The sequence below is a fragment of the Vibrio sp. OPT41 genome, from assembly GCF_015163595.1.
Classification (GTDB): Bacteria; Pseudomonadota; Gammaproteobacteria; order Enterobacterales; family Vibrionaceae; genus Vibrio; species Vibrio alginolyticus.
This window is the reverse complement of the sequence record NZ_JADDYH010000013.1, coordinates 1-16,568: the sequence shown is the minus strand read 5'-3', so window position 1 is coordinate 16,568 and position 16,568 is coordinate 1. Positions and strand designations below refer to the sequence as shown.

Genomic DNA, 16,568 nt, shown 5'->3' with positions numbered 1-16,568 from the left:
ATTGGAATAGAAATAGAAAACAAAAGCCCTCTAATTGGAGGGCTTAAGAAATAAAGTCTGAGAACTTACTTGATGGCTAGCTCTGCGAGCATTTCTTGCGAAGGAGCGAAAAAGTACGCACCTGTTACCGCTGTTGTGAAACGAAGCATTTGGTCTGTTTTACCATCTGTTACGCCGTACATACTTTCTAGCATCACTTTAATGTTATGAAGTGTATTGCAGTAAGAGATGAACAACAGACCGTGAGCTCCGGTCACCGTCCCGTATGGTAAGCTGTGGCGAACAATCTTCAAACCTTTACCTTCTTCTTTGATATCAACCCGACCAACGTGCGACGCAGCAGGAACATCTTCTAGCTCGATAGAGTCTGGTTTGGTACGACCAATCACTTTTTCTTGCGCTTTGACATTCAATCGATTCCAAGCGGCAAGGTTATGTTCAAAGCGCTGAGCCATAACATAACTGCCTCCAGCAAATGGGCCCTCTTTTACTAGAGCCACATCAGCGCGAGCCTCCCCTTTCGGGTTTTCTGTGCCATCAATGAAGTCTGTCATATCACGAGCATCAAGGTAACGGTACCCATATGTTTCGTCCACAATGGTGACATCTTGTGCCGTCTCTTCTAGGAACTTACGCAACACGTAAAAATGCAAGTCGTGACGAGTCGAGTGACAGTGAATCAGTACATCTACGTCTGTTGCTGGAGCAACGATGTCACCTTCGCCAAGTTGAGTAAAATCAATAAGCTCTTCTGGCGCGTCTACATTAAGGTGTTCCCAAAACGATTTTGTGAATGCGATAGAAAGCGTCAGCGCTGCACCCGGCTGGGTAATGTTTAACTCTTCCACCAACTTTGGTAGTGCTTTCAGTTTTTCTAATACGTTTTCACGGTTTTGGTTCACTTTGAGTTGAGTGTACAGTGCAAATGGCCCGGCTTCTGGCACGATCGCCGTTTGAGCTTGTGACATTGAGGTTTCCTCTATTACTTTGCCCCAGAGTGGGAAGTTATTGTTTTTAATTCTTTGAATGCTGCTGTTCATCGTGCGCCAATTGTGGCACATGAAAACAGTCTTTTACCCATCTTCCATTTAGAAGATAGATCATAAACCAAGCTAATAAGGTAATGGTAAGGGCGTTTGCCCAATTAAACACTCCATGTTCTAGGTACACATGATACATGGTCTGAGCAAGTTGAATACCGCACAAGATCAAAGTGATCTCGCGACCATAGCGAGTAATTCTGTTTACCCATCCTCTGTCGGGATGACGAAGCCCCATTAACCACATAAGAAGCAAACTTGGAATGCCCATCGCCAAACCTAAATACAACGTACTTGAATCTGGGTAAACAATAGCGAGTAGCTTACTGCCACTATCACGACTTACACCAGCCATGGCAAACACCACCCATGAACGCACAAGAAACATCCATCCCACCCATAAAATGATCGGCGCCTTTAAAAATCCATGAGCGTCATATTGGTCAAACGAATAGCGCACAACATCTTCTTCTTTATGTGATAAAAACGTCACTTTAACCTATCGTTTCAGAGTTGCAAGCCAACAAAGATGAGAACTGAAGTTCATTTCAGCACCTTACACAGGTAAACTAAACAAAGATTTACAGCGACGTTGATGAGAAACATGAAAAAAAGAACTCCTGCCACCCCTGTGCCTTCTCAAGAAACACAAGCCGAAGCGATGAGAATTGCTAAATCCACGCAAAAGCCCGGCCAAACTAAAGAGCAAACCAAGCTCATCGCTCAAGGTATCGAAAAAGGCATCGCGCAATATAAGAAACAACAAAAAGAGCGCAACCGCCAAGCCGATAAAGCGAAGAAAAAACAGCAACGTGAAAAACAACGTCAGCATGAAGAGATTATCGAACAAGACAATATCACCGACGATGCGCCAAACCATTCATCAAGCAAACTGCCTTGGACACTACTTGTCCTGAGCTGGATTGACTTTGCTGCTTACATAGTATTGGGGAAATAGCTAATGAAACGCCTGTTACTTGGACTTTTTGTCGTGCTTCTAACGGGTTGCACGATGCCTTCTCACCTTACTCATGCTCAAAGTCAAGATGTTCATATTCGCATTGACGCGCAATTCGACCCTGAGCGATGCGAATACAAAGGCGAAGTCACCGGAAGTGAAGGCCATTGGTATAACTACATTTTCATGACTAATGACGCGATGATGCAAGGCGCGATGAACGATTTAAAAAACAATGCAGCGGCTATCGATGCGGACACCGTTTTTATGGTCTCCCCACAAGATTTTATCACTTCATTTAGCGTGCTGGGTTCCGCTTACCGCTGCAATGGATGAGGCCTGAATATGAAAAAAGCCAGCAATTGCTGGCTTATGCACGAAATCCAAGACTGCTAGCGATATCTCTCTCCCGCTCTAGAACCCATTGGCTATCAAAAGGCCCCCAATCTGAAAGTTGATAATAGCCGTCATTATGACGTCGGCCATCTTGAACGAATATGAGTTCAATGCCGATCCCAGGTAACGCCTTGAGTACATCTTGAATAGTACGACGAGGCCACCCCGTTTTTTCGATCAACTTTGGCACATTCGGCCTTTCTAGGTTTTCCACCAACAAGGCCAAATATAGCCGCCTTGCAAAAACAGGACTCAATTCCATTGACACCTCCTAAAATTGTGCTGATTCATTATTTCGTTTTTGCTCAGCGAGGTGTTGCGTTTGATCAATAACTCGACTTTTCCATTTAATTTAGACGAATTTTTATTCGATTTATAGCGCATTCATCGTAAATAAGTTATGTGACATTAGTTATCTCAATCTATCTGAAAATATTTTCCACCGCATTTTGTCAGTTTGATTGCTTCTTGATAGGATGCTTTAACAGCCCAAATCACTTAAGTGCGTCTTAACCGCGCCAGTGAAAAATAGAACAAAGAAAAAGGAAACACTATGTCGATTACCATGTTTGGTATTCCCAACTGCGATACGATCAAAAAAGCCAAGAAATGGTTAGAAGCCGAGGATATTGCTTACGACTTCCATGACTACCGTAAGCAAGGCATTGATGCAGAAATGGTAAGTGAATTTTGTCGCGCTTTAGGTTGGGAACAGGTGCTCAATAAACGTGGCACAACCTACCGCCAATTAGCGCAAGAGCAGAAAGACACACTTAACGAGGAAAACGCCATCGCTCTTTTGGTAGAAAACCCTGCGATGATTAAACGCCCAATTTTAAAAGTGAATGATCAACTTCATATCGGTTTTAAAGCTGATCAATACGCTAGCATTTTCAACTCTTAAATAAAGGAATACTCAAGGATGACAGACAGTCCAGTATTGGCACTTGCTAAAGATCTGATCAGTAGACAGTCCGTAACGCCGGAAGACGCAGGTTGTCAGGATTTGATGATCGAGCGCTTAAAAGCACTCGGGTTTGAAATTGAAGTGATGGTATTTGAAGACACCACGAACTTCTGGGCTCGACGTGGTTCAGAAGCGCCGCTATTTGCGTTTGCTGGCCACACCGATGTGGTACCAGCTGGCAAATTGGAACACTGGAATACACATCCGTTTGAACCGACCATTATTGATGGTTACTTGCATGGCCGCGGCGCAGCTGACATGAAAGGGTCGCTAGCTGCTATGGTCGTTGCTGTCGAACGCTTCATTGAAGAAAACCCAGACCACAAAGGCTCAATTGGCTTTTTGATTACGTCAGATGAAGAAGGACCATTTATCAATGGTACCGTTCGCGTTGTAGAAACGTTGATGGAACGTGGTGAGAACATCGATATGTGTATTGTTGGTGAACCATCCAGCACCGACGTGGTTGGCGATGTAGTGAAAAATGGACGCCGTGGATCCATCACTGGTGATTTAACGGTAAAAGGAACACAAGGTCACGTGGCCTACCCTCACCTAGCCAGCAATCCAGTGCACGAGTCTCTACTCGCGATTCATGAACTCGCGACGACAGAATGGGACAAAGGGAATGATTACTTCCCACCGACTAGTTTCCAGATCCCGAATGTATCGGCTGGCACTGGTGCGTCTAACGTTATTCCTGGCGAGTTCCATGTTCAGTTCAACCTACGTTTTAGTACTGAGCTTAACAATGACGCAATTGTTCAGCGTGTTACCGAAACATTGGACAAGCATGAGCTGGACTACGACCTAAAATGGACATTCAACGGAGACCCATTCCTGACCGATACGGGCGCACTGCTAGACGCGGTTGTAGCTGCTGTGGCCGAAGTCAATGATACGAAGCCAGCGCTACTTACAACTGGCGGTACGTCTGATGGTCGTTTTATTGCTCGAATGGGAGGTCAAGTCGTAGAGTTAGGCCCTGTTAACGCTACGATTCATAAAGTGAACGAGTGTGTGAAAGTCGACGATCTTGAAAAGTTGACGGACATGTACGAAAACACGTTGAAACACCTATTGGCGAAGTAATCAGCGAGAACACAATGACACCAGAGCAACTCACCGGAATCACTGATTCCCATCTTCAATCCACACTAGTGGGGCAAAAGGCATTTATGCTTCACCCTAAAGTAGTCAATGACTTATTGAAGATGATTAATGCCGCAACCGAAGCAGGTTTCAAAATGGAAATCGCCAGTGGTTTTCGTGACTTTAATCGCCAAAAAGCCATCTGGAACGGGAAGTTTTCTGGTGAGTTGCCAATTCTCGACATCAACTCCCGCCCTTTGAATAAAGCAGAGTTAAATGACAAAGAGAAATTGATGGCCATTTTGCGCTGGTCGGCATTGCCCGGAGGAAGTCGTCATCATTGGGGTTGTGATTTTGATGTCTATGCGCGCAATTTATTGCCTGCTGACACAAAACTCAAGTTGGAACCTTGGGAGTATCTCGAAGGCCACCAGCAGGCGTTCTACCAATGGTTAAAAGCCAACCTTGGTCGGTTCGGTTTCTTCTTTCCTTATCAGCACGATTTAGGTGGCGTTTCGATTGAGCCTTGGCACATTAGTCACCGCGCTGTCGGGCAGCAATGCCTCGAGCAGTTGACGCTTGATGTACTCAGAAGCCAGTTGATTAAACAAAATCAGACCGACAACATTGCAGGGATTGACGTCATACTGAATAATTTGGATAACGTCGTTGCCAAATTTATTCACAATATCACGCCGCCGGAGGCTCTATGATAGAAATACTAACCAATCCTTGGGTCATTATTATTGTAGTGTTGAGCGTGGTCATTGGTAATATTGCCGCACTCAAATATACCGCAAAAATGAAGTTTGGTCAGATGGATAAAAGCCGTAAGAACGATTTAGATAAGCTGAACACATTGGATAAACAGCGCTACGCTGAAGAAGATAAAAACAAAAACGAGCCTCGTTAGTTACTCACCAGCTTCATCTCGACACATTTAATCTAAACATCAAAAAAGGGACCACTAGGTCCCTTTTCTATCATTAAGTAAACACGCCGCGTTAAGCTCGCTTTGTTTACTGCTTCACTGTTGCAGCCAATACAGGCGCTAGTGATTTCAAAAACTCTTCTTCTACTGGCTTGCCAGAGGAGTCGGTGATATTGATAGACGTACGGTTGCCTAAATCACCAAGTAAGAATGTGTACTTACCAGCGGCTAACTCCACTGGTTTAACGCCGATATCATTCCAGAATTCATCATCCGGAGATGCATATTTCGCAGTGATTGTGCCCTGAGACTGGCTACGCTCTTCAATCTTAAAGCCCATCTTAGGTAGAATATTAGGCAGACGTTGCCAAAGCATGTTGTATTGCGCACGCGCGATAATCACAGGAAGTCCGCTGCGGTCTTTACCCATTGTGATTGGGATCTGTTTAACCAACTCTTGCGCTTTACGCTGTGCTTCTTCACGCACTTCTTGATCGTAGCGAGCGGTGACCAAGTTCGTCATGAACACATTGTAGCGCTCACGGTTGGTCGCCGTTACTTCTTTCACTTGATTGCCTTCACGCCAGTCAATAATGCTCACCTTAAAGCCGTGTCGACCATTTGCTTCAGCGCGTACGATTTCATATCGGCTGCCAATTTCTAGCTCTTCATCTGGCGAATCCCAAGTCACCCATCCTGTCTCGATGCGAGAGTCTGTTTGGCTTTCAACTGGAATCTCGTTGGCCGCGACCATGTTTTGCACCGTTTGCCAAACTTTATCTAGTTCATCTTTACGAAGTAGCCAAAGTGTCACTTCACCATCACTACTGCGGTCCAAACGTGCACCGGGAATAAGCTCTAGGACTTGTTGAGGTGGACGAATGTCGACATCTTTACCGACACCACCAGCGTAGTTACCCTGAGGGATCTCGTAGTTAGGGTAAAACTGAGGCTGTGCACCCTGTGGGACATTCCACTCACCCAAATTGGGGGAGTTCAAATACTCGAAGTCATCTTTTGCTTGACGACGTTGATTGGCACCACCTGAACAGGCAGTCAATACGAATACAGCTAATGAACTTAACACTAACTGGCTTGAAAGCTTCATCTATACTCCTAAAACACCGAGGGCGCTTTGGCCCCCAGTATGAACTTCAATCCTAGTAACTCAATCTTAATAGCTCAATCTTAATAAATATGGGCGTCTGTTAGCGCCTGCTCGACGATCGGCTGCGATTTTTCAGAAAGCGTAGTTAAAGGAAGACGCAAACCACCTTCTTCAATCAAACCAAGCTTTTGCGCTGCCCATTTTACTGGGATAGGGCTTGCTTCGATGAAAAGGTTTTTGTGTAGAGTCATCAAGCGTTGGTTAATCGCTTCTGCTTCTTCGTACTTACCTTCACTTGCCAAATGGAACATGTCTGCCATGTCTTTAGCTGCAATATTGTTCGTTACCGAGATAACACCATTGCCGCCAAGTTTCACAAAATCCAGCCCTGTCGCATCATCGCCACTTAGTAAGATAAAATCTTCGCCACAAAGTTCACGATGAATTGCAATTCGTTCCAAATCGCCCGTTGCATCTTTTAGAGCCACGATATTATCAAGCTTTGACAAGCGTGCCACTGTTTCTGGCTGCATATCAACAGCAGTACGGCCTGGTACGTTGTACAAAATTAGAGGCACATCACTCGCTTCGGCAATTGCCTTGTAATGTAGAAACAAACCCTCTTGAGTTGGTTTGTTGTAATACGGTGTCACACTCAGGAAGCCAGCAATACCAGAATCAGCCAGTAATTTGCTAAATGTTACTGCCTCATGGGTAGCATTTGCACCCGTGCCAGCAATCACAGGGATGCGACCGTCGGCAAACTCAACAGTTTTATTAACGACCTTTACATGCTCTTCAATGGTCAGTGTCGCTGACTCACCTGTTGTGCCTACTGCCACAATACCGTCTGTACCCGCTTCAACGTGGTACTCTACTAGCTTTTGCAGACCATCAAAGTCTACTTCGCCATCTGCTTTGAATGGCGTAATCAGCGCTACGATACTTCCTGAAAACATGTTTATCTCCCTCATTTAACTCTTTCTGCATGGTACTGTAATGCGATTGAAAAACACAAGAGCGTAAACTCGCTTACAAAGTACAAATGAATGAATAATTACCAGTTGTTAGAGGTCTAGCAACTTAATTGCTCTATTTGGTTTGATTAACGGCAATATTGATAATCGTGTTGGGCTTTCGAGTGACTTTAGAATCTATCAGTGATTTGGAAAATACTGAAGAGCACAAGCAAGGAAAATATACTCTTTGGTCTTGTTAGCCAAGTCAGATCTAAGTGAATAAAACGGCCAGACAATAGGCAAGCACATCATGCAAACGTTTTGTTTATCCTGTAGCCTGCATTTACTGTTTATTTCCCACCGCTCCCCTCAACATCCTCCTGCTTTTTATAGACTAAAAAAGAACTGGCTCGATATTTCTTCGCAATATCTGTGCTAACATCTCTCTATTGAAGAAAGGACAAGAAGCTCATTTATGAAGCAACATCTGGTACTTACAGCAGTTGGAACGGACCGTCCAGGCATTTGTAACCAAGTCGTACAGCTCGTTACTCAAGCTGGTTGTAACATAGTCGATAGCCGTATCGCTATCTTTGGCAGCGAATTTACGCTGATCATGCTCCTGACTGGGAACGCCAGCAGCGTGACTCGAGTTGAAACGCAATTGCCCCTGCTTGGCCAAGAACATGACCTTATTACGATCATGAAACGCACAGCGGCGCACGAACTGCTCGATAACAGCTACACCATGGAAGTGTTTATTGAGTCTGAAGACCGCCCTGGGTTAACTGAAAAATTTACTAAGTTCTTCGCTGATCAGCAGATTGGTTTAGACTCTCTTAGTGCGCAAACCATCAGCAAGTCGAAAATTCAACTCGATTCTGACCAGTTTCACATTGCGATTACTGCATCTGTAAGCGCGGATTTTAATTTGATGCAGTTACAAGAAGACTTCGATGAACTTTGTAAGTCGCTCAACGTACAAGGTTCTCTGAATTTCATTAAAAACACACTATAAAGTAAAGGAAATCAAAATGAATACGCTGACAGCAGGCTCGCCAGCGCCAGCCTTCTCTTTGCTCGACCAAGACGGAAATACCGTTTCTCTTGAAGACTTTAAAGGCAAGAAAGTACTTTTCTACTTTTACCCTAAGGCGATGACGCCGGGTTGTACTACACAAGCAAAAGGCCTTCGTGACATCAAAGCTGAACTCGATGCACATAACGTGGTAGTACTCGGCGTAAGCATCGACCCTGTAAAGCGCCTAGGCAAGTTCATCGAGCGCGATGATTTAAACTTCACTCTGCTTTCTGATGAAGACCATGCCGTTGCAGACCAGTTCGGCGTTTGGGGCGAAAAGAAATTCATGGGCAAAGTATACGACGGTCTTCACCGCATTAGCTTTCTGATCAATGAAGAAGGCGTGATCGAACACGTGTTTAACAAGTTCAAAACCAAAGATCACCACGAAGTCGTATTAAACTACTTAAACGAAAACGCTTAAACGCTATTGTTTTTCTACAAACAAAAAGCCCAGCAAACTGCTGGGCTTTCTTTTAACTATCGTACCTTTGGTAACAACTACTCTTGTTCGATAGGTTCGTTTTCTTCCGTGCTTGGTAATGCATGCCATACGGCTTTGACTAATGTCGCTAAAGGAATGGCAAAGAACACCCCCCAAAAACCCCAGAGCCCACCAAAGACTAATACAGCCACAATGATAGCAACTGGGTGTAAGTTTACTGCCTCGGAAAACAGAACAGGAACCAAGACGTTACCATCAAGCGCCTGGATAATACCGTAAGCAAGCAACAACCAATAAAACGGAGGCGTTAAACCCCATTGGAACAAACCAACGATAGCAACAGGTACAGTAACAGCCGCCGCACCGATATAAGGAATCAAAACCGATAGACCAACGGCTACGGCAAGCAACGCCGAGTAACGAAGATCTAAAAGGGCAAAAGTTACGTAGCTCACACCGCCCACGATTAAAATCTCTAACACTTTACCGCGAATGTAATTTGATATCTGCTCGTTCATTTCATGCCAAACTTTATTCGCCAATTTACGGTTTTTCGGCAGAATACCGCTTGCGATTCGCAGCATTTCTTCTTTGTCTTTAAGCAAAAAGAAGATAAGGAGTGGCACTAAGATCAAATATACCGCTAGCGTTGCAATGCTAACTAATGAAGCAAGCGACCCTTTGACGACACTTTCACCCAGCCCCAGTGCTTGGTTTTTGGCGTTCGTCACCACGGTTTCTACTATTTCTAAATTGGCTAGTTCAGGATGGCGCTCTGGCAATGTGACAATAAACTTTTGTAGCCCGTTGTACATGTTCGGAATATCGTTAATTAGATTACCGACCTGAGTCCAAATCGTCGGAACCAAGCCAAACAACGCAATTAACATTAACCCGACAAAGACCAAGATCACGATAATAACCGACAAAGTGCGCGGCACGCCCATACGACACATTTTGACAACTGGCCATTCAAGTAGATAAGCCAAAACGATCGCGACAAGTAATGGCGCAATCAAGTGTCCAAAGAAGTAAATGGTGATAAAGCCAAACAGCAAGATCGCGACGAGACTTACTGCGTGAGGGTCAGAGAAACGTCGTTTATACCAACGACTAACCATTTCAAACATCTTATGCGGATTCCTTATTGAAGACAGTCAATGTGTAGTGCTCTGATATAGATTGGCAATCAACCGAGTACCCTTGGGCACTAAGATAGTTCACAATGTCTCGTTTAGAGCTGTTGTCCACCACTTGAATGACAAGTTGATGATACTGCTTTGCTTCTCCTTGAAAGACCTCAGCAGCATGACGCTTTGCAAGTAACAGTGCCATAGGACAACGTTGCTCACGCAAATCAAGTAACATGGATTCCATTGTATTGCTCTGCACTTATGATAGGGTTGTATTGTAACGGCTTTTTGAGCTGGTGCTAGCACTTCTGACATGATTTAACCACATGCTGAAATAGCTCGGATATAAAATAATTTACGAAACCAATTCATTTATTTCCGGTCTTACTGTTAGCTTATATCCTCACGGATAACCAAAACGTATGTGGCGCTGTTAATAGGCTCTCGACCTGTAACCACATGCTTATGTATTTTGGAGAACCTTGTAAACGTATGTTAAAACGCACTCGCTCGCTAGTTTGCTTATGTCTTGCTGCTGCCATCAGTTCGCCGACAACTTATGCCAATAGCATTGACTTGCCAGACATTGGCACAGCTGCTGGTGGCACGCTTTCAATAGACCAAGAGTTGATTTATGGCGACGCCTATATGCGTATGCTCAGAGCCAGTAAACCTATCGTTAATGACCCTGTCATCAATGAATATATTGACTCTCTTGGGCACAAATTAGTGGCCAATGCGAATGATGTAAAAACGCCGTTCCACTTCTTTATGATTCGCGACCGTAATATCAACGCGTTCGCGTTTTTTGGTGGCTATGTAGCGCTGCATTCTGGGTTGTTTCTTCATGCTCGTTCAGAAAGTGAGCTGGCCTCTGTTGTCGCTCACGAGATAGCGCACGTCACACAACGTCATCTTGCTCGGAGTATGGAAGAACAAGCACGCCGCTCTCCGGCCACATTAGCCGCACTTGCGGGGGCACTACTGCTTTCAATTGCCTCACCCGAAGCGGGGATGGCTGCAATTACAGCAGCAACCGCGGGCAACATGCAAAGTCAAATCAACTACACTCGTGCAAACGAAAAAGAAGCGGATCGCTTTGGTATTTCGACACTAGCAAAAGCCGGTTTTGATGTTCAAGCAATGCCAAGGTTTTTTGGCCGTCTTGCTGATGAGTATCGTTACGCGAGTAAACCGCCACCAATGCTCCTGACTCACCCTCTGCCTGAAGATCGAATTACCGATAGCCGTGCGCGAGCAAGAACCTATCCTCCAATGCGTGTTGTGCCTTCAATAGACTATCATCTAGCTCGCGCGCGCATTGTGGCTCGTTACGCTGGCATTGATGGACAAGCCGCCCTGAGCTGGTTTGAGCGAACTCAAAAGAAAGCCTCTGCGGACATTACACCTGCTTTTGATTATGGTCGAGCACTCGTGCATTTAGACAATAAACGCTTATCTCAAGCGGAACCAATTTTGAAAAAGTTACTGGAACAAGACCCAAGTAACCCGTTTTACTTGGATGCTATGACGGATTTATACATCGAGAAGAAGCAGCCAGAAAAAGCGACCGAGATGCTCCGTAAAGCGTTATCTCGTAACCCTCAAAATAAAGTATTAACCATTAACTACGCCAATGCGCTACTTGAGGACAATAAAAACGATCAAGCCACGCGAGTTCTTCAAAGATACACTCATGACTATCCTGAAGATACAAATGGCTGGCACCTAATATCGAAGAGCTACCACGCGCTAGGGCGTAGCGATGAAGAATTGGCTGCTCGAGCGGAAATTTTGGCATTGCGAGCAAATTGGAATAAAGCGATTCAATATTATAGTGAAGCAAGTAAAATGGCCAAGTTGGGCAGCTTAGAGCAAGCGCGATACGATGCCCGTATCGACCAACTCATGATCCAAAGAGATCGATTCATGGCATTACAATAACGAAATGGAGAAAACCATGTCAGTCGTGATTTATCACAACCCTCGTTGCTCAAAGAGCCGTCAAACACTTGAACTACTTGAGCAAAATGGTGTTACACCGGAAGTCGTCAAATACCTAGACACACCACTTAACGTGGATGAACTAAAAGCGCTGTACGCCCAGCTTGGCTTTTCATCTGTACGTGAAATGATGCGCACTAAAGAAAGTGAATATAAAGAGCTTGGCTTAGGCGAAGACTCCGTCAGCGATGAGCAATTATTCGAAGCAATGGCGAAAAATCCAAAGTTGTTTGAACGTCCGGTAGTCGTTGCTAACGGCAAAGCAAAAATTGGTCGCCCACCAGAGCAAGTGTTGGATATTTTATAAATGGATTGCCAGATCCTTATTTTGTATTTCAGCCGTCATGGCTCGACAAAACAACTGGCAAGACAAATAGCAAGAGGAGTCGAATCGACTCCTCAATGCCAAGCAGTTTTGCGTACAGTTGAAGAATTGTCACCTCACTCACACTCCCCTTCTGATCCAATTGTTACTCTAGAGGAACTGAAAACGTGCGACGGTCTAGCGTTTGGCAGTCCCGTCTGGTTTGGCAACATGGCAGCGCCTTTAAAGCACTTCTGGGATCAGACTACATCTTTATGGGTCAGTGGTGACTTAATCGATAAGCCTGCTTGTGTCTTTGCCTCTTCGTCCTCGATGCATGGTGGTCAAGAAACAACGTTACAAAGCATGATGACCCCTTTATTGCATCACGGGATGATGGTTTTGGGCATTCCTTATTCCGAGCCAGAGTTACACACTACGCAGTCCGGAGGCACTCCGTATGGCGCCAGCAGTGTAGGCCATGAGGCAACCCTAAGCAGTGAAGAGATTCGCCTGACACAACAATTAGGCAAAAGGCTGGCAACTGCAGCGTTAAAACTAAAAGTCTGTTAGTAAAATCAAGGATAGTTAATCGATGTCTGACTCTTTAGACCAAACACCACTCGGTACACAGGCTAAAACCTATCGTTACCTGGCTTTATTTGGCAACTTAGCCTTATTAGCCTGGGTCGCTATTTGGCAGCTTGCGTTATCCCCTCACCCTCACCTCAGCAGCACAACACTTGCTATTGCTTGGTGTATTCCGCTACTACTTCCGTTGCCTGGTATTTTAGCTGGTAAGCCTTACACTCATGCTTGGGCTAACTTTGTTCTTATGCTGTATTTCTTGCATGCTCTGACCATCCTTTATGTGGATGGGGGTGAACGCTGGCTTGCGGCAGTGGAACTGATACTGACTTCACTCGGTTTCGCTGGCAATATTTTGTTTGCTAGAGCGAGAGGCAAAGAGCTAGGTCTTAAGTTGAAACGCCTCTCTCAAGTAGAAAAAGAAGAAAAAGCGAAATTCAATAAATAACGCCAATTGCAGTCAATCACTGATCATTGGTTCGAATACGAATTTAGAAAACAAAAAGAGTCGCTATTGCGACTCTTTTTTATGCTTACCACATTGGTCTTTGATCCTTGCGTTTCACGCCTGGAACGCTACCAAGGAGATTACGATGCCGAGCGCCACTCGTAGATCAAGTCATACTGTTCTCGGGCAGGCTCCACAATCATCGGCTGAGTTGGCTGTGTTTCGTCACTTGCTTCTGCCACAATATCTACTGGTACTTCAGGCTGCGCTTCTTTTGGCGTCGCGGCGTCTTTTGCTTCATTACTCTGAACCAATGGCTCTTCTTCTTGAGTTGAAGCTGGGGCATCAACTTCACCTAAAGGATCTTCAAAAACCATTAATTGAGAAATAGAAGAAGCTTCTTTCTCAAAAGCTTGTTGTGATGCCAAAAGGTGGATGTTGAGCGTTAACTCGTCCCCTTGAACACGCTTAATCTCTGTACCCGCAACCGAATTAAGTTGTTTTAACGCATTCTCTAAACGGAAGAAGTCCGTGGCAGAGGTTACATTAAGGACTTTCACTGCTAGCGCTTTTGAAGACTTTCCTGAAACCACAACTGCACTCTTACTTGCATAGTAGTCTGCGATGCCATCCACCATTTCTGCAATAGCATTAGCACCTGATACAGACCCGCTACGCGGAGAACGTTGCGCTTCTACAATTCTCGTTGGCGACTGGTCGTAGAGTGTCCAACGAATTTGTTCACCTTGAGCCCGTACAACCAAAACGGCGTCAGCTGGGTAGCGCTGGCTGGCTTGACCAATTGGCTCAATAAAGCCGCCCCAAAGATCAGAGACATTAACACCGGTTACATCATCAAAATCCCCAACCGGGATAGTGATTGGTAGGCCTCTTAATTTCGCTGCGCTACGAAGTGCTGCAACATTTGAAGATTCAGAATGTTCCCACGCAATGTTACGATCGTAACCCTGTTCTTCAACCATCCAAACTAAAATATTGGCACGATTTGGCGACCAAGATGGCAATTGTGCTTGTGTTAAAAGAGAGCTGATTTGGTCGTTGTTAAACAACATTTTTAAGCTCGCTTTTCCATCAACCTGCCCATAGCTTAGTTGAGAAATGTAACGCGCACTTGAGCTAAGTGCCTTTTTAATCACTGGATTGCTTAAAGAGGATTGAGAACCGGTCGCTCGAACAATCACATCCTGCATACCTTGTTGACGAGCCAAAGACTCACCGTCGTTCTGCTCACTGTCGATAACCACTTCGGCACGATAGATATCCACCTGAGTTAATGCATATACTGGTAGGGACAACCAACCTATCAGTAAGAGAGCTAAATAGCGCATAGTTTTTATAATCCTCTGAACAAGAACCCGAATAATAAGCAACTATCAAATCTTGAGCAAGGCAAGTACTGAGTAAATTGTCTGTATTATGACCAGCTTTGTTAACTCGGGCCTCAACCAGCACTTCAGTGCTATTTTTTATAATAAACTCATTGCTTATTAAGCTATCTCAACAAGTTAGGCTGTCCATTTTTCATCTTCACGCAAGACACGTAAAAGAGGACAATTTGCAAGCAAGCAACTCTCAAAAGTGCTATTTATGGGAAAAATTCAATCGAAAGTTTGATCTATGCAACATTGCAAACGATTGCAGGATGATAGTATTCGCCGGATTTGTCTGCGTATCTTGAAAATAGGGAATTATTATGAAAAACGCGTTACAAGGCGCTCAAATGCTCTTTGTCGCTTTTGGTGCTTTGGTGCTTGTGCCGCTCCTAACTGGCCTTGATCCAAACGTAGCCCTCTTTGGTGCCGGTGTCGGTACCCTCCTCTTCCAATTAATGACTAAACGTTCTGTTCCCATCTTCCTTGCCTCTTCTTTTGCGTTTATTGCTCCTATTATGTTCGGTATCCAAACTTGGGGTATCGGTGCAACGATGGGCGGCTTGATGGCAGCGGGCTTAGTTTATGTGGCTCTAGGGGCTATGATCAAAGTGCGCGGTGTTGGATTTATCCATAAAATTCTCCCGCCCGTTGTCGTTGGCCCTGTGATCATGGTTATCGGCCTTGGCCTTGCCCCAACAGCAGTGAACATGGCGGTAGGTAAAACTGGTGATGGAGCTGCACAGCTAGTTAATGGTGATGCTGCGATCATTATCTCGGCGGTCTCACTGCTCACAACCATTGTACTCAGCGTTTTTGCAAAAGGCTTTTTGAAGCTCGTTCCTATTGTTGGTGGTATTCTTGCTGGTTACTCTGTTTCTCTATTCTACGGGGTGGTTGATTTCACTCCCGTAGAGCAAGCGGCTTGGCTAGCCATGCCAAACTTCACCGCGCCAGAGTTCAATATCAACGCAATTTTGTTCATGATTCCTGTCGCTATCGCACCTGCGGTTGAGCACGTAGGTGACATGCTTGCTATCTCAAACGTTACAGGTAAAAACTACCTGAAAAAACCAGGCCTTCACCGCACAATCGCAGGTGACGGGGTGGCAACTATCGCAGCTTCGATGGTGGGTGCTCCACCAAACACCACTTACAGTGAAGTAACAGGAGCGGTAATGCTAACCAAAGCATTTAACCCTGTGATCATGACTTGGGCAGCAATCACCGCAATCGTACTTGCATTGGTAGGTAAGCTAGGTGCGGTTCTTCAAACGATTCCAGTTCCTGTCATGGGCGGCATCATGATTCTGCTGTTCGGCTCCATCGCAACGGTAGGCCTCAACACACTGATCAAGAATAACGTTGATTTACATAAGTCTCGTAACCTAGTGATTGTTGCCGTAACACTTGTGTTTGGCATTGGTGGTATGGCTTTCGGTATTGGTGAGTTCAGTCTACAGGGTGTGAGCCTATGCGGTATCGTGGCAATTATTCTTAACCTTGTGCTACCAAACGATTTAGGTGAAAACCACGTTGTGGATAACGCACAAATGGAAGAAGAAAGCGCGAAATAGTTCGTTTGCGCCGCTTTATTAGGTGGCGTGTCTTACTCTTCTCCTCTTGTATGACCCGTCCTGATATGGGTTGACACTTTTTAACTAAAACGCTCGATGTACTTCATCGGGCGTTTTGTATTTTAAAGCCGTATGAGGCCTCATTT

21 protein-coding genes are annotated in these 16,568 nt (G+C 45.0%); 13 read left to right on the top strand and 8 right to left on the bottom strand.

The genetic code is table 11. The annotated features are described in order from the left end of the window. Positions 1-65 precede the first annotated feature (65 nt). Together IQP38_RS03230 and IQP38_RS03225 are read right to left on the bottom strand one after the other, a co-directional pair. Positions 66-968, bottom strand: a complete 903-nt coding sequence (locus IQP38_RS03230) for a Dyp-type peroxidase (RefSeq protein ID WP_054576281.1) — start codon at positions 966-968, stop codon at positions 66-68. A 46-nt stretch (positions 969-1,014) separates the two neighbouring features. Then, positions 1,015-1,500 (bottom strand): DUF2919 domain-containing protein, encoded by a 486-nt coding sequence (locus tag IQP38_RS03225; protein ID WP_025768263.1) that lies wholly within the window; start codon positions 1,498-1,500, stop codon positions 1,015-1,017. A 144-nt stretch (positions 1,501-1,644) separates the two neighbouring features. On the opposite strand from IQP38_RS03225, the gene IQP38_RS03220 reads away from it, so the two are divergent. Both IQP38_RS03220 and IQP38_RS03215 read left to right on the top strand, forming a co-directional pair. Continuing rightward, on the top strand, positions 1,645-1,998 hold the full coding sequence (locus tag IQP38_RS03220) for a DUF2956 domain-containing protein (protein ID WP_193837307.1): 354 nt from the start codon (positions 1,645-1,647) through the stop codon (positions 1,996-1,998). A 3-nt stretch (positions 1,999-2,001) separates the two neighbouring features. Beyond that, entirely contained in the window at positions 2,002-2,334 is a 333-nt protein-coding gene (locus tag IQP38_RS03215; RefSeq protein ID WP_005380435.1) for a DUF4156 domain-containing protein, read from the top strand. Between the two features lie 34 nt (positions 2,335-2,368). Here the strand turns inward: IQP38_RS03215 and IQP38_RS03210 are convergent, their stop codons facing one another. Continuing rightward, positions 2,369-2,656 (bottom strand): winged helix-turn-helix domain-containing protein, encoded by a 288-nt coding sequence (locus IQP38_RS03210; protein ID WP_005380433.1) that lies wholly within the window; start codon positions 2,654-2,656, stop codon positions 2,369-2,371. Between the two features lie 291 nt (positions 2,657-2,947). On the opposite strand from IQP38_RS03210, the gene IQP38_RS03205 reads away from it, so the two are divergent. From IQP38_RS03205 to IQP38_RS03190, 4 genes are read left to right on the top strand one after another with little or no spacing between them, the layout of a single operon-like run. Next, on the top strand, positions 2,948-3,298 hold the full coding sequence (locus IQP38_RS03205) for an ArsC family reductase (RefSeq protein WP_005380431.1): 351 nt from the start codon (positions 2,948-2,950) through the stop codon (positions 3,296-3,298). A gap of 18 nt (positions 3,299-3,316) precedes the next feature. Continuing rightward, positions 3,317-4,453, top strand: a complete 1,137-nt coding sequence (dapE, locus tag IQP38_RS03200; protein WP_005380429.1) for a succinyl-diaminopimelate desuccinylase — start codon at positions 3,317-3,319, stop codon at positions 4,451-4,453. A gap of 14 nt (positions 4,454-4,467) precedes the next feature. Further along, complete coding sequence (locus tag IQP38_RS03195; protein WP_193837306.1) at positions 4,468-5,166, top strand: M15 family metallopeptidase; 699 nt, start codon at positions 4,468-4,470, stop codon at positions 5,164-5,166. Then, positions 5,163-5,366: a DUF2897 family protein gene (locus tag IQP38_RS03190; protein WP_005380425.1), complete on the top strand. Its 204-nt coding sequence runs from the start codon at positions 5,163-5,165 to the stop codon at positions 5,364-5,366. The genes IQP38_RS03195 and IQP38_RS03190 overlap by 4 nt, the downstream gene beginning before the upstream one ends. Positions 5,367-5,472: 106 nt before the next feature. Here IQP38_RS03190 and bamC read toward each other — a convergent pair whose 3' ends face one another. Together bamC and dapA are read right to left on the bottom strand one after the other, a co-directional pair. After that, positions 5,473-6,492 carry an outer membrane protein assembly factor BamC gene (gene bamC / locus IQP38_RS03185; protein WP_065274753.1) on the bottom strand — a complete coding sequence of 340 codons (1,020 nt, stop codon included), beginning with the start codon at positions 6,490-6,492 and terminating at the stop codon, positions 5,473-5,475. An 80-nt stretch (positions 6,493-6,572) separates the two neighbouring features. Then, entirely contained in the window at positions 6,573-7,451 is an 879-nt protein-coding gene (gene dapA / locus IQP38_RS03180; RefSeq protein ID WP_005380422.1) for a 4-hydroxy-tetrahydrodipicolinate synthase, read from the bottom strand. A 475-nt stretch (positions 7,452-7,926) separates the two neighbouring features. On the opposite strand from dapA, the gene IQP38_RS03175 reads away from it, so the two are divergent. Continuing rightward, positions 7,927-8,469 (top strand): glycine cleavage system protein R, encoded by a 543-nt coding sequence (locus tag IQP38_RS03175; protein ID WP_005380420.1) that lies wholly within the window; start codon positions 7,927-7,929, stop codon positions 8,467-8,469. 16 nt (positions 8,470-8,485) lie between these two features. Further along, complete coding sequence (bcp, locus tag IQP38_RS03170; protein ID WP_005380418.1) at positions 8,486-8,956, top strand: thioredoxin-dependent thiol peroxidase; 471 nt, start codon at positions 8,486-8,488, stop codon at positions 8,954-8,956. Between the two features lie 77 nt (positions 8,957-9,033). Here bcp and IQP38_RS03165 read toward each other — a convergent pair whose 3' ends face one another. Together IQP38_RS03165 and IQP38_RS03160 are read right to left on the bottom strand one after the other, a co-directional pair. Continuing rightward, positions 9,034-10,107: an AI-2E family transporter gene (locus IQP38_RS03165; RefSeq protein WP_053306710.1), complete on the bottom strand. Its 1,074-nt coding sequence runs from the start codon at positions 10,105-10,107 to the stop codon at positions 9,034-9,036. Between the two features lies 1 nt (position 10,108). Then, a complete protein-coding gene (locus tag IQP38_RS03160) occupies positions 10,109-10,345 on the bottom strand; it encodes a sulfurtransferase TusA family protein (RefSeq protein ID WP_193837312.1) in 237 nt (78 codons plus the stop codon). Between the two features lie 257 nt (positions 10,346-10,602). Here IQP38_RS03160 and IQP38_RS03155 point away from each other — a divergent pair, with 257 nt between their 5' ends. From IQP38_RS03155 to IQP38_RS03140, 4 genes are read left to right on the top strand one after another with little or no spacing between them, the layout of a single operon-like run. Continuing rightward, on the top strand, positions 10,603-12,054 hold the full coding sequence (locus tag IQP38_RS03155; RefSeq protein ID WP_005394337.1) for a tetratricopeptide repeat protein: 1,452 nt from the start codon (positions 10,603-10,605) through the stop codon (positions 12,052-12,054). A gap of 16 nt (positions 12,055-12,070) precedes the next feature. Then, positions 12,071-12,421, top strand: coding sequence for an arsenate reductase (glutaredoxin) (gene arsC / locus IQP38_RS03150; protein ID WP_005380410.1), 351 nt, complete (start codon positions 12,071-12,073; stop codon positions 12,419-12,421). Continuing rightward, positions 12,422-12,991, top strand: coding sequence for an NAD(P)H:quinone oxidoreductase (gene wrbA / locus IQP38_RS03145; protein WP_193837305.1), 570 nt, complete (start codon positions 12,422-12,424; stop codon positions 12,989-12,991). It abuts the gene before it with no gap. Between the two features lie 22 nt (positions 12,992-13,013). Next, a complete protein-coding gene (locus tag IQP38_RS03140; RefSeq protein WP_005380407.1) occupies positions 13,014-13,454 on the top strand; it encodes a DUF2069 domain-containing protein in 441 nt (146 codons plus the stop codon). A 140-nt stretch (positions 13,455-13,594) separates the two neighbouring features. Here the strand turns inward: IQP38_RS03140 and IQP38_RS03135 are convergent, their stop codons facing one another. Then, positions 13,595-14,803 carry a DUF2066 domain-containing protein gene (locus tag IQP38_RS03135; RefSeq protein ID WP_005380405.1) on the bottom strand — a complete coding sequence of 403 codons (1,209 nt, stop codon included), beginning with the start codon at positions 14,801-14,803 and terminating at the stop codon, positions 13,595-13,597. Between the two features lie 365 nt (positions 14,804-15,168). On the opposite strand from IQP38_RS03135, the gene IQP38_RS03130 reads away from it, so the two are divergent. Continuing rightward, complete coding sequence (locus IQP38_RS03130) at positions 15,169-16,422, top strand: uracil-xanthine permease family protein (RefSeq protein WP_005389855.1); 1,254 nt, start codon at positions 15,169-15,171, stop codon at positions 16,420-16,422. Positions 16,423-16,568 lie beyond the last annotated feature (146 nt).

Coding starts and splice junctions, on each gene's coding strand:
- arsC (WP_005380410.1), top strand. CDS start 12,071: ATGTCAGTCGTGATTTATCACAACCCTCGTTGCTCAAAGAGCCGTCAA.
- IQP38_RS03155 (WP_005394337.1), top strand. CDS start 10,603: ATGTTAAAACGCACTCGCTCGCTAGTTTGCTTATGTCTTGCTGCTGCC.
- wrbA (WP_193837305.1), top strand. CDS start 12,422: ATGGATTGCCAGATCCTTATTTTGTATTTCAGCCGTCATGGCTCGACA.
- IQP38_RS03160 (WP_193837312.1), bottom strand. CDS start 10,345: ATGTTACTTGATTTGCGTGAGCAACGTTGTCCTATGGCACTGTTACTT.
- IQP38_RS03135 (WP_005380405.1), bottom strand. CDS start 14,803: ATGCGCTATTTAGCTCTCTTACTGATAGGTTGGTTGTCCCTACCAGTA.
- bamC (WP_065274753.1), bottom strand. CDS start 6,492: ATGAAGCTTTCAAGCCAGTTAGTGTTAAGTTCATTAGCTGTATTCGTA.
- IQP38_RS03190 (WP_005380425.1), top strand. CDS start 5,163: ATGATAGAAATACTAACCAATCCTTGGGTCATTATTATTGTAGTGTTG.
- IQP38_RS03165 (WP_053306710.1), bottom strand. CDS start 10,107: ATGTTTGAAATGGTTAGTCGTTGGTATAAACGACGTTTCTCTGACCCT.
- IQP38_RS03130 (WP_005389855.1), top strand. CDS start 15,169: ATGAAAAACGCGTTACAAGGCGCTCAAATGCTCTTTGTCGCTTTTGGT.
- IQP38_RS03210 (WP_005380433.1), bottom strand. CDS start 2,656: ATGGAATTGAGTCCTGTTTTTGCAAGGCGGCTATATTTGGCCTTGTTG.
- dapE (WP_005380429.1), top strand. CDS start 3,317: ATGACAGACAGTCCAGTATTGGCACTTGCTAAAGATCTGATCAGTAGA.
- IQP38_RS03175 (WP_005380420.1), top strand. CDS start 7,927: ATGAAGCAACATCTGGTACTTACAGCAGTTGGAACGGACCGTCCAGGC.
- IQP38_RS03215 (WP_005380435.1), top strand. CDS start 2,002: ATGAAACGCCTGTTACTTGGACTTTTTGTCGTGCTTCTAACGGGTTGC.
- IQP38_RS03220 (WP_193837307.1), top strand. CDS start 1,645: ATGAAAAAAAGAACTCCTGCCACCCCTGTGCCTTCTCAAGAAACACAA.
- IQP38_RS03140 (WP_005380407.1), top strand. CDS start 13,014: ATGTCTGACTCTTTAGACCAAACACCACTCGGTACACAGGCTAAAACC.
- dapA (WP_005380422.1), bottom strand. CDS start 7,451: ATGTTTTCAGGAAGTATCGTAGCGCTGATTACGCCATTCAAAGCAGAT.
- IQP38_RS03195 (WP_193837306.1), top strand. CDS start 4,468: ATGACACCAGAGCAACTCACCGGAATCACTGATTCCCATCTTCAATCC.
- IQP38_RS03230 (WP_054576281.1), bottom strand. CDS start 968: ATGTCACAAGCTCAAACGGCGATCGTGCCAGAAGCCGGGCCATTTGCA.
- bcp (WP_005380418.1), top strand. CDS start 8,486: ATGAATACGCTGACAGCAGGCTCGCCAGCGCCAGCCTTCTCTTTGCTC.
- IQP38_RS03205 (WP_005380431.1), top strand. CDS start 2,948: ATGTCGATTACCATGTTTGGTATTCCCAACTGCGATACGATCAAAAAA.